At 60.2% G+C, this 11050-nt stretch carries 8 protein-coding genes and 5 pseudogenes; 7 read left to right on the top strand and 6 right to left on the bottom strand.

Features of this window, described 5'->3' with window-relative positions; genetic code table 11:
• On the top strand, positions 1 to 351 hold a 351-nt coding region (locus tag AC0L3X_RS45475; protein ID WP_473317516.1), incomplete at its 5' end, for a hypothetical protein.
• Positions 352 to 1021: 670 nt separating this feature from the next.
• On the opposite strand, the gene AC0L3X_RS45470 is transcribed toward AC0L3X_RS45475, so the two are convergent.
• Positions 1022 to 1447 (bottom strand): hypothetical protein, encoded by a 426-nt coding sequence (locus AC0L3X_RS45470; RefSeq protein WP_439034096.1) that lies wholly within the window; start codon positions 1445 to 1447, stop codon positions 1022 to 1024.
• Positions 1448 to 2226: 779 nt separating this feature from the next.
• On the opposite strand from AC0L3X_RS45470, the gene AC0L3X_RS45465 reads away from it, so the two are divergent.
• Entirely contained in the window at positions 2227 to 2646 is a 420-nt protein-coding gene (locus tag AC0L3X_RS45465; protein WP_473317502.1) for a hypothetical protein, read from the top strand.
• A gap of 26 nt (positions 2647 to 2672) precedes the next feature.
• Here AC0L3X_RS45465 and AC0L3X_RS45460 read toward each other — a convergent pair.
• Positions 2673 to 2810, bottom strand: a pseudogene (locus AC0L3X_RS45460) (IS66 family transposase); the annotation flags it as partial.
• A 310-nt stretch (positions 2811 to 3120) separates the two neighbouring features.
• On the opposite strand from AC0L3X_RS45460, the gene AC0L3X_RS45455 reads away from it, so the two are divergent.
• On the top strand, positions 3121 to 3708 hold the full coding sequence (locus tag AC0L3X_RS45455) for a GNAT family N-acetyltransferase (RefSeq protein ID WP_439034094.1): 588 nt from the start codon (positions 3121 to 3123) through the stop codon (positions 3706 to 3708).
• A gap of 512 nt (positions 3709 to 4220) precedes the next feature.
• On the opposite strand, the gene AC0L3X_RS45450 is transcribed toward AC0L3X_RS45455, so the two are convergent.
• A protein-coding gene (locus tag AC0L3X_RS45450) for an IS630 family transposase (RefSeq protein ID WP_439034093.1) occupies positions 4221 to 5350 on the bottom strand; the annotation gives its coding sequence in 2 pieces (ribosomal slippage) (positions 4221 to 4792 and positions 4792 to 5350; 1131 coding nt in all).
• Between the two features lie 38 nt (positions 5351 to 5388).
• Here AC0L3X_RS45450 and AC0L3X_RS45445 point away from each other — a divergent pair.
• The 3 genes from AC0L3X_RS45445 to AC0L3X_RS45435 all read left to right on the top strand — a co-directional run bounded on the left by AC0L3X_RS45445 (position 5389) and on the right by AC0L3X_RS45435 (position 7338).
• The gene (locus tag AC0L3X_RS45445) at positions 5389 to 5682 is read left to right on the top strand and encodes a LexA family transcriptional regulator (protein WP_439034092.1); all 294 of its coding nucleotides are present in this window, start codon (positions 5389 to 5391) and stop codon (positions 5680 to 5682) included.
• A gap of 85 nt (positions 5683 to 5767) precedes the next feature.
• Positions 5768 to 6067 (top strand): M24 family metallopeptidase, encoded by a 300-nt coding sequence (locus AC0L3X_RS45440; RefSeq protein ID WP_439035714.1) that lies wholly within the window; start codon positions 5768 to 5770, stop codon positions 6065 to 6067.
• Between the two features lie 503 nt (positions 6068 to 6570).
• The gene (locus tag AC0L3X_RS45435; protein WP_439034091.1) at positions 6571 to 7338 is read left to right on the top strand and encodes an outer membrane protein; all 768 of its coding nucleotides are present in this window, start codon (positions 6571 to 6573) and stop codon (positions 7336 to 7338) included.
• 91 nt (positions 7339 to 7429) lie between these two features.
• On the opposite strand, the pseudogene AC0L3X_RS45430 reads toward AC0L3X_RS45435, so the two are convergent.
• Positions 7430 to 7609, bottom strand: a pseudogene (locus AC0L3X_RS45430) (WGR domain-containing protein); the annotation flags it as partial.
• A gap of 392 nt (positions 7610 to 8001) precedes the next feature.
• Between AC0L3X_RS45430 and AC0L3X_RS45425 the strand changes: the two are divergent.
• Positions 8002 to 8619 (top strand): annotated as a pseudogene (locus AC0L3X_RS45425) (IS3 family transposase); the annotation flags it as partial.
• Between the two features lie 129 nt (positions 8620 to 8748).
• Here AC0L3X_RS45425 and istB read toward each other — a convergent pair.
• Positions 8749 to 9560, bottom strand: a pseudogene (istB, locus tag AC0L3X_RS45420) (IS21-like element helper ATPase IstB).
• Positions 9557 to 11050: pseudogene (gene istA / locus AC0L3X_RS45415) on the bottom strand (IS21 family transposase); the annotation flags it as partial. The pseudogenes istB and istA, both read right to left, overlap by 4 nt.

The following is an 11050-nucleotide window of genomic DNA, read 5'->3' as shown; positions in this document are numbered from 1 at the left end:
CACGACCGACCACGGTACCAGACTGTCGACGCCAAGTTCTTGCGAGCGATCATCTTGCTGCTCGATGCCCTCCAGATTGAGGGCGGGTGTCGGGAGAACCTTAAGCGTGGCGCAACAAGTCAACCGCATAAGGCAGATAAGATCAACACTGACGGGGTGGTACGTGTGGCCGTGGTACGCCTTCTGCGCGCCTATATTGCGGCTATCGGACAGAGCGACGCGGCACGAGCGGCACTCCTAGAACGGCTATGGGGCGAGGTTGGCGAGCGTCGTTTCGATCCGGCCGACACTCGGACTCGCAAGAGCGCCAAAGTTGAGAAAAACAGTTCGCGAGCAAAGTTAGTTATTTGACGCTAACTATGCGCGCGCAATCGGCGGCTGCGAGGCAGATCTTTATACTCGAATTCAACTGGCATTAGTAGCTTACTTTCGTCGCTGGCGCCGCTTGGATTTGGCCAGCTCTCGATCCACTGCTCCAACTGACGCAGCGTCACGCGGACCGCTTGCCCACACCCTGATGCCATGGCAGCGCCGCACAGCGTTCGCGATATGAGGGCGCATCAATGCCGAGAAGTGTGGCCGCTTGCACGCGGCTAGCGGCAATTATTGCGCGTTTTGAAGATCAATCTTCATGCTGGAGATTTTAAGGCTGCAAGACTCGACAAACAACTAACGTTTTGCGTTCGTGCTCTGCACGCGCTTTGCTCCGAAAATCACACTGCTTTCTGCGAATCATACGAGCCGGCGATCTGTCGACGACGTAGGAGACTGTTCGATCGTTATGCGCGCGATCGATCCACCGCGGAGATCAGGGAACGCGTGTCGCGCTGTTGGTGATCAGGTCCGCTTCATCTCGAACAGCGGACCTAGCCGGGGAGCGCTCGCAAGGTCTACTAAAGGCCACGAGCTGTCCATGAGGATTTGCAAAAGGCCACCAATTGAGGCTGCCTTATTCAGCTGGGGCGGAGGTTCTCATCCGGCGGGGGTTTGGCGTGGTCGGTCCACGAGTTTACTCCCGGCTTTATGCGCGCTTGGCCTCATCGGCGGCGAAGCGGGCGGCGATGGCATCAAGAACCGCTAGCCGTGCCTGTTCAACCGACGCGATCGCGTAGTCGATGGCGAAGCCGGCGTCCGACTCCAAATCCTCGGCGCGTGTCTCGGCTAACTTCACGCTGAGACCATGCTTTGCTTCGACTACATGCGCCTTGAGCGTGTTGACGTCGGCAGTAATTTTCGCTTGCAGCGCTTTCAAATCTCTGGTGGCGGATTCTCCGGCAGACTTGATTTGATGGTTGACCTTTTCGACTGCGATCTTTGCAGCAGAAAGCGCTTCTGACTTCCGCGCTTCGATCTTGTCGTGCGCTTCCTTGTTTGCGGCAGAGAGGGCGTTTTCAGCGCCTTTTGCACGTAGCGACAGGTCGGCGAGCTGTTCTGAGAGTCGCGTCATTTGCTGCTCCTTGTGAAAGACTCAAAGCGAAGCACGCCAATCGTTTAAGCCGCGTTGATCTGGGTCAATTCTTCTTTGCCCAGCATGCGATCGAGAGGCCGCTTGTTCATAGGTCAGTGCTCCGACCTCCCTTCAAGTCGTGCTTCTGCGGACGCGTTTTGCGACCGGAGGATGGCTGGCGTCAGCCTTCTTTGCCTAGGGGCAGTGATCGGCAAAGTCAGCACCTCGATTCTCTATTCGGCAACACTTTATAACATCAGCACAGGCGACAAGAAGTTTGACCGATAAAGTATTCTGACCTTTGGCGTGGGTCCGTTCTGGCTTTCGTCGGTCTTCACATCCTATTCGGCCGGCAGCCCGATCAAGATGTCCGCGTCCTCCGACAGCCGGTTACGGTCTGATTCACCTGATGCATTCACGAGGCGTGATTGAGCCCCGCAGGTTCGAGCACGAGCCTAACATCGTTTCCGTTCGTTCGCTGCCGTATTCAGGACGGTATGACGCAGGCGAAATCCATCCGATGCCGAGAGGCAGTTACGCGCTTCAGAATCTCATCCTTCGTCTCGCGAGTTGGTCGATTGTTGACGAGATCGGTCTCCGCGTGCATGTTCAAGGAGCCATCCAACGGCATCTTCAGCCATTGTCATGTTCAGCAAGGATCTTTGCACCGCGCACTCCGACGGAAACCATGGGATGAAGGGCGTGAGTCGACAGAGGTTCACGAACTCCCCTAAGATATCGAGCGAGTAAGTTCGCGGAAGCTGGGTACGGGTGGGGCAGTGAACTTCCAGGTGACGGTTCTCAAGGTGCTGGTCAGCTATCCAGACGGATTCGCCGCCATGGCGGACCTCAAGCGAGATATGGCGATTCTAGCCACGAGCGGACCGGACTGGGCCGAACGGACGAAGCGATTGGCAGTCCGCGTGCCCGACTTGGATATCTTCTCCCAAGGACTCATTGAGCGGATGAACGGCGGCTGGCGTGTCACTGATAAGGGACGCGCGGTTCTCGAGATCAAGGAGGCTCGGCCCGCACCCGCTCAACAAGCAAGAGAGCTGCCTGAGGTCCTCGCGGCCGAGGAGCCGGCGCCAGCCGCGACTCTGCCGCCGATGCCTTCGATAGGGCCGGTTCGACGCATGCGGGAACGAAGGCGACGCCAACGCGATGCTGCACGGCGAAGCCAAGCGAGCGCGCCGTAACGAAGCTCCGTTCGCGAACAGCGCATTTTCCGGTTGAGCGTGATCAGACGGATCGAACGTTCGACGATGTTGTTGTCGAGCTCGATGCCATCATCGACAAAGCGCGTCACATCCTGCCAGCGTGACAACGTCCAGCGGATGGTGACGGCGAGCTTGGCGTTCTGTCGGGTAGCCAATATTGATGTTGGGATGTGGGTAATCCTTAGGGCGGAGACATTGTTTAGAAGGAATGCCAAAGCACCTACCTGGGTTGGCGGGTTGCTAACTATCCTGCCGTGCGTAGACTGCTCAAGCGAATGCAACTCGCGACATCTAGCGAAACAAGATCACCCTGCAATCTCAAACCGTGCTTTCCGCTTGCTTGCAGAAGGCCCATCCTCCGATGAATCGTCGAGGGTACATCCATTCAGTTCACGTCCAGAGGTATCGGTGCTGCGCTCTAAATTCACAGCTCTGCGCTCGAAATGCGGCGTCATGACAGCTGAGCCGGCCGTCACCTCGGCGAACGCAAGCATGCGAGCAAGAACCGTCTGGACAATTGTCCTTGGCTTTGCCGCCGATCCGTTGATGCGTTGGAGTTGGCCTGACCCTGGGCAATATCTTGGCAGCATGACTCAGTTCATCAGGGCCTGTGGCGGACGAGCATTCGAGCATGGCACAGCATACGTCACGGGAGAGAGCCGCGCCGCGGCCCTGTGGCTGCCTCCCGGCGTCCATCAGGATGAGGATACGCTGGACGCAATCATGGCGGTGTCCCTGCGCCCGGAAATCAGCGAACATATGGCACATGTGCGCCAGGGAATGGCCGAGCATCATCCCTCCGAGCCACATTGGTATTTGCCCCTCATCGCTGTCGATCCGAACTGGGTCGGACAAGGGCTTGGCACATTGCTGATGAAGTACGCTCTTCAACGATGTGATGAGCAGGGCGTCGCTGCCTACCTCGAAAGTTCGAATCCTGAAAATATTCCGTTTTACCAACGCCACGGTTTCAAGATTATTGGAGAGATACAGCACGGTTGCTCGCCACCACTCACGCCGATGATGCGAAAGGCGAATTGAGCGGAATTCGGAGAAGCTTCGCATGCTTCGGCTCCCAGAGCGTCCTTGCACCCTCCGAGCTGACCGCATTGCCTCACGCAGAATGTTACTGGACAAGTTCTCGCCGGTGATTGGGGCGGTGCCATCGAATTGGTTCAGCGGCGTCTATGGCGGGAAAGATCAGCATGGGCGCGCGCCGGGAGGCGCTGCCGACCGCAACGGAGCCACTGTAAATTCCTCTGGACTTTTTCTGGGAATAACGACGTACGTCAGTGGCCCCCTTCTAATCCATTGTGATAGTGCCCAAATCCCACTTCCGCACGTCATGTTCTCTGGCGAACTTGGGTACTGGCCTGTTTCCGACCTCAGTGGCTTAGTTTGAATTTGAGAGTGGCCTGTTTTCGTTTCGTGCCAGGCCTTGATCTATCTCAAAGGAAATTGGTCCGCGCCGAACATTCAATGAACGCCATGGAACGGCACTACCGGCTTTGGCTCGTCTGGCTGGCGATCATGGTCACCTGCCAAGTGGTTCATCACAGTGATTTTGACTCTTTAGCGGTGGCTGGATAAGCGCGGCCGAGTTTGGCGCGGGCTTTGTCGGTTGTGAACATCCATTTGATGCTGGCTCGGGTTTTGTTTCGCCGCCGTTGCCATGCTGCGATCTCGTTTCGGAGCCTTTTGGGGTCGTCGATGCGGCGGCCGAGACACTGGCGCTGCAGCACGCTGATCTCGCACTCGACCATGTTGAGCCAACTGGCGTGTTTCGGAGTGAAGTGGAATTCGAGGCGGCGCAGGATGCGTCGGGCCTCGGCGGGCGCGAAGGCCTCATACAGCGCCCCAGGTTTATGGATCGACAGATTGTCCTGCACGACACGGATGCAGGCGGCGTCGGGATAATGGACGTCGACGAGCTCACGCATGCAGTGGGCGTAGTCCACGGCGGCGCGGCGGTCGGTGACCTTGACGTTGCGCGAGCCCCGACGCGGATCGAAGGTGACGAAGAGATTGACGGTGCCGTTGCGGCGATACTCGTAATCGTATCGCTCGCGCTGTCCCGGTTGGGCCGGGACAGGCTGGCGCACCTCGCCGATCAGCTGGACGGGGGTTCGTCGAAGCAAACCAGCGGCCGGGCGGGATCCGGCGTCTCGGCGTAGAGATCGAGCACGTCCTCCATGCGGGCGACGTATTCGCCATCGACATGAGGAATGCACCACATGTCCCTGCGCCATGGCTTGAGATCGTTCTCGGCCAGCCGGCGGCGCACGGTCTCGCCCGACAGGCTGTCGTGATCGGTGAGCTTGACCATCGTGTCGGCCAGAAGCGTCAGCGTCCAGCGTTTGTGGCCGGCGGGCGGCTTGGCGCATGCGGTCGCCACCAGCAGGGCCTCCTCCTTGCCGGTCAGCTTGCGCTCTGCGCCCGGACGCGGCTCCTCGCTCAAGGCCCGCTCCAGATTGCCTTCCACGAAGCGGCGCTTGGTCTGGCCGACGGTGGAGAGGCTGACTCTCACGGTCCGGGCAATCTCCTCGTCGCGGCCGCCCCTATCGGCCGCCAGCAAAATCTGCGCCCGCTTCAGCTTGCGGGCGGCGTGTTTGCCGCCACCGAGCATCGCCGTCAGTTCATCGCGCTCGGCTTGGCTCAATTCGACCCGATAACGTACATTCATGCTTTGCCTCCTTGTCGGAGGCCAGGACGAATCCAGCGATGAGTCAAAAATCAGGCGCGCACTTCACCGAGAAGCAGGGACATTACCTGGCCTTCATCCATACCTACGCCTACATGTTCGGACGCCCACCCGCCGAAGCCGACATTCAGCGCCACTTCCGCGTCAGCCCGCCTTCGGTCCACCAGATGATTGTCATCCTCGAACAGAAGCGGCTTCATCCGACGTCAACCCGGCGTCCCCAGAAGCATCGAAATCCTCGTGCCGCCCGAAAGCTTGCCGATCCTCGAATGGCTCGGCATCAAAACATCAAAATCACTGTGGTGAACTACTAGTCGTGGTTCTCATGCAGTAAGGCCGCCTCAGTGGGCGGCCTCTTTGATTCGGGACGCGCAGTGCTATGCCCGACGTGCAGCCTTGATGCTCGCCTGGTCCATGGCGACATTATCCGGTCTGATGGCGGTGGGCGCTTCAAACATTATAGCGCCTGATATTGCGCGGATCGCCGTGTTCGGAGAGCCCTCGGCAAAGATCAAATCATACCATCGCGCGCTGCATCGCGGCGTTCAGGCTGCCCTAGAAATGATAGAACCGGGTGTGAAGGCAGCACACGTGTTCGCGAGAGCCGTCGATGTAAGGCGAAAGAGAGTATTCATCACCTTTCACGTTCGCATGTCGTACATGGGATCGACTACGATCTGCCCGACCTTACCCGACTAGACCCGACCTCATCGAGGAGGGAATGGTCATGTGCGTCGGGACACCATATTACGAGACAGGCTGGGGGGCCTTCAAGTGGAAGGCACTGTGGTCGTACGGCCGACGGGATCAAAGCGTTCATGAGCACCGAGGGCAGCTTGATGGTGTCGCGCTGGCGGATGGATGGCCCTTTTTTCAGACCTTGAGCCCGCAATAGGTGCCTCACACAAGGGAATGCTTCTTAAAGAGATGCCGCGGAACCTGTGAGATATCCGCAAGCGGTTGAGCGGGCCTTCACAAACGTGAGACCTTCCGTCTTTAGGTCAACGCGCTGCGGATTACGCTTGTAAGGAGGCGAGTTCGGTAGACCCGGTGCCGCAGCATCCTCCGGAACCAAAAAGCTCGCGTAAGCATTCCTCAGACATCTAAACCGTAAACCGGACCCTGCCAATTTTGGTAGCTGCACCCCCAGTCCACACCTGCCTTATGTAGGCTCATAGACTGTTTTTTTATGGGGACTCACAATGAAAACAAAGATCTCGGCTGCCGCTATTCTCCTCGCTTCCACAAGCCTGAGCTTCGCCGCCGATATGGCCGTCAGGGCGCCGATGGTGGCTCCCGCTGCGGTCTGGAGCTGGACCGGCTTCTACATCGGCGGTCACGCTGGCGCTGGTTGGGGCACCACCGAGACCACGCTGACCGCGATCACCGGTGCACCCGCAATTCCGGGTGGAATTGCGCTTACCCAGAACAGCAAAAGCGGATTTCTCGGCGGAGGACAGGCTGGCTACAACTGGCAGTCCGGTTGGGCCATCTTTGGCGTCCAGGGTGACATCGCCGGTATGGACGTGAAGGGCACCAGTCCCTGCCTTGGAATTGGGCCATCGTGCACGGCCAAGAGCGATTGGCTGGCGACCGTGACGGGTCGGGTCGGCGGTGTCGTTGCCGACCGGACCCTTGTGTACGTCAAGGGAGGTGCGGCCTGGATGCACACCGATCATAACTTCAGCGTCCCTGCCGGTTTCGGCAGAGGGGGTGGGACTTCCGTGAGCTCTTCCAGCACGAGCTGGGGTTGGCTGCTTGGCTTGGGTGCGGAATACGCGCTCTCGCCCAACTGGAGCGCATTTATCGAGTATAACTATATTGAGTTCGACAAGAAGAACATCGCGCTGGATGTCTCGGCCTTCGCAGGCGCCCCCGCAATTGCTAACATCGACGTGAAGAACAAGCTGTCGGTGGCCAAGGTTGGCGTGAACTATAAGTTCGGCGGGCCAGCCGTCGGATGGTATTGATTCTCAAGGCTCTGAAGGAAGGCCGCGCTCGCGCGGGGCTTTTTCTTTGGCATCTGGACTCACCAGGCGCCTCGAACCGCAAAGTTTCCGTCCGTGCGCGCTCGAGCCGTGCGAATGCTTCCCCAGCTTCCGTGCTGTCCTCGAAGGTTTGGATCATGATCTGCCCGCTCGTGCCAATCCGGCCCCAGTTGCGGATCAGCGAGACCCCGCCGAATAAAGTCGGCTGAATCGAAAGCAGGTAAAATCGCCGCATGTTGCGGGTCGCGTCGATGCGGCGAAGCTAAAGCGGCCTTTGCTTGCGGTTCAGCATGCTTGGAGTCTGGCTCCTCGCGGAAGCGAGGTCCAATGCTTTCTTTGAATCGATCAGGGCTAAACGATTCATTGTCTCCGTACATCGGCTGCACCATGGATGCCGCGATCCGTTCACCCGGGACCGCGGTAGCATTCACGCAGTACGTATGAAGACGCGTCGAAGGACAGAGCTGGCCCCGCAAATTCGGACAGTAGCTTGAGTGGATTTTCTGCCTGACAGCGGCGAGGATTCTTGCCGCGAATCAGGAGCGAAGATGACGAGAAGAGGCGGCTCCGCAAATTTGAACATGTCGATAAGTGGAGTTTCCGCCTGACAGCGGGCACGCTGGTGCCTGCGAATCAGGAGCGACGATGAGCAGACGAGCACGCCGGAACCACACACCGGCCTTCAAGGCGAAGGTGGCGCTTGCCGCCGTCAAGGGCGACCGGACGATAGCTCAGCTGGCCGATCACTTTGACGTCCACCCGAATCAGATTACGGCGTGGAAGGCGCAACTGGAGGGTGGCGCTTCCGGAGTTTTTGGACCTGGCAGCGCTGCGCACGCCTGCGATCGACGTGAAGTCGCTGCACGCCAAGATCGGCGAACTGACGCTGGAGAACGATTTTTTAGAAGGAGCGCTCACCAAGGCGGGATTGCTGAGCGCAAGGCGATGATCGACCGTGAGCACGAGCTGCCGATCACCGGGCAGGCGGAGGCTTTGAACATCAGCCGCGGCAGCGTGTACTACCTGCCGCGGCCGGTGCCGGACGCCGATCTCGCGATGATGCGGCGTCTCGACCGGCTGCATCTGGAGTTTCCCTTCGCCGGTTCGCGAATGCTGAGAGGCCTGCTGGCTGCCGAGGGGTGCAAGATCGGCCGCCGGCATGTCAAAACGCTGATGCGGCGGATGGGGATAGAGGCGCTCTATCGCCGTCCGCGCACCACCAGACCCGAGCCCGGCCACAAGATCCATCCATACCTGCTGCGCGTATAGCGCGACAATCTGGATGGGAAGCGCGCGACAATCAGGATGGCGAGTTGGTGTCGCGGCGAGGTGATGATTGCCGCGATGATTGTCGCGCGCAAGAGTTTTGTTCGCTTTGGTTGTCGCGGAGCGTCAATCAGCGAGTGTTTTTGGTGTCGCGTGCGAGGATGGTCGCCCTGGACCACGCTTCCGCTCGAGCGCGGTGCGCCTGCGATAGCTTTCGACGTTCATCTCGACGATGGTGGCGTGGTGAACGAGGCGATCGATGGCGGCGAGCGTCATAGCAGGATCCGGGAAGACCCTGTTCCACTCTCCAAAGGGCTGATTGGCGGTGATCAGCATGGAACGCCACTCGTAGCGTGCGCTGATGAGCTCGAACAGCACGCTGGTCTCGGCCTGGTCCTTGGTGACGTAGGCAAGATCATCGCAGATCAGCAGGTCGAAGCGATCGAGGCGGTTGATGGCGGCCTCGAGATTGAGGTCGCGCCGCGCCACCTGGAGCTTCTGGACGAGATCGGTGGTGCGGGTGAAGAGGACGCGCCATCCGTTCTCGATAAGGGCCAGGCCGATGGCTGCCGCCAAGTGGCTCTTGCCGCCGCCAGGCGGGCCGAACAGCAGCAGATGGCGCCCTTGCCGAGCCAACCGTCGCCGGCGGCGAGCGCGGTCACCTGCGCCTTGGAGATCATCGGCACAGCCTCGAAGTCGAAGTTGTCGAAGGTCTTTCCAGCGGGCAGCCGCGCCTCGACGAGATGGCGCTCGACGCGGCGGCGGCCGCGTTCGGCGATCTCGTGCTCGGCAATGGTGGCGAGGAAGCGGGCCGCCGGCCAGCCTTCCTTGTCGGACCGCTCGGCAAATTGCGGCCACAGCACCTTGATGGCTGGCAGCCGCAACTCGTTGAGCAACAGATTGAGGCGCGCGGTGTCGATGGTGTTGGCCGTGCTCATGCGGCACCTCCGATCTCGCCGGCTCCGATGAGGCACTCATAGGTGGCGAGTGGTGCGAGCTGCACCACGACGTGCGGCACGCAGGCCGGATCGGGCGCGAAGTAAGCGCACAGCCGGTTGAGGTCGGGCAGTTGGCCGGCATCAAGGTCGGTCGCGAGATAATCGGCGAGTTCGGCCTCGCAGCCGCGCTCATGGGCCAGTGCGAGCAGATCGACCATGATCCGGCAGGCTTTCTTGTCCGGCAGCCGTTCGCGCAAGCAATCGAAGGTTCGGCGATAGGCATCGCGCGGGAACAGCCGATCACGGTAGACGAGATTGAGCAGTGCCATTGGCTTGCGCCTCAAGGAATGGATCACGTGCCGATAATCGACGACCTGGTCGTGCTTGCCGTTGGGATGTGGCCGCCCACGCGGCAGGGTGACGAGATGGGTGCCGCCGACGAACACGTCGAGACGATCGTCGTAAAGGCGCGCCCGCAGTTGGTGCCCGATCAAACGCGACGGCACGGTGTAGAACACCTTGCGCAAGGTGAAGCCGCCGCTTGACGTCACGCGGACAATCACCTCCTCGTAGTCCGAGGTGCGGCGATCTGGCAACGCCTGCAGGATGGCGCGCTCGTGGTCGATCCGCTTGGCGTTGCGGGCATTGCGGCGGCTGACGATCTCGTCGATGAAGCCGCGATAGGCGGCGAGATCATCGAAGTCGGCAGTGCCGCGCAACAGCAGCGCATCGGCATCGTCCGCTTGAGATGGCCATGCGAGCTCTCGATCGCCCCGTTCTCGTGGGCGATGCCGCGATTGTTGCGGGAAGGCCGCATGCCGTAGTGAGCGCAGAGGTCCTCGTACCGCCTGGTCAGATCGTCCCTCGCATTGCGATCGAGATTGCAGAAGGCGGCCGACAGACTGTCGGTCCGATGCTGCCGCGGTGCCCCACCGAGCGACCACAGGGCATTCTGCAGCCCTTCGGCCAATGCGACGAAGCTCTCGCCACCGAGCACGACATGGGCGTGTTCAAACCGGCAATAGGCCAACCGGAAGTGATAGAGGCGATGATCGAGCGGCACGCCCGCGATGGTGACCCCAAGCTCGCCCATATCGGTGAAGTCGGAGAGGCCGACCTGGCCCACGTCGTGGGTCTGGCGGAAGATGACCTCCTGCTCCGCGCCATGGATTGCTCGCCAGGCGCGGATCCGGCGCTCCAGGGTGCGGCGGATTCCGGCCGCCAGCTCAGGATGGCGTCGGAGTATCTCCTCGAAGATAGCCACGGGCCGCACGCCGGGAGCCGCCTTCAGCATCGGCACGACCTCCAGGTTGAAGACGTTGGCCAAGGGATCCGGCCGGCGCCTTTGCCGCGGTGACTTCTTTTGCGACGGAAGACGCAGATCCTTCTCGAGCCGATAGGCGGTCGACGAACTGAACGACACCTTCGCGGCCGCCACTGGCGGCGAAGTGGTTTGACGGAACTTCATGTAGAGCCTCATCTGGTGATCG

This window comes from Bradyrhizobium sp. MI1.7 (genome assembly GCF_055811795.1).
The sequence above is the reverse complement of the archived record's forward strand: the minus strand, read 5'-3'. Positions and strand labels throughout refer to the sequence as shown.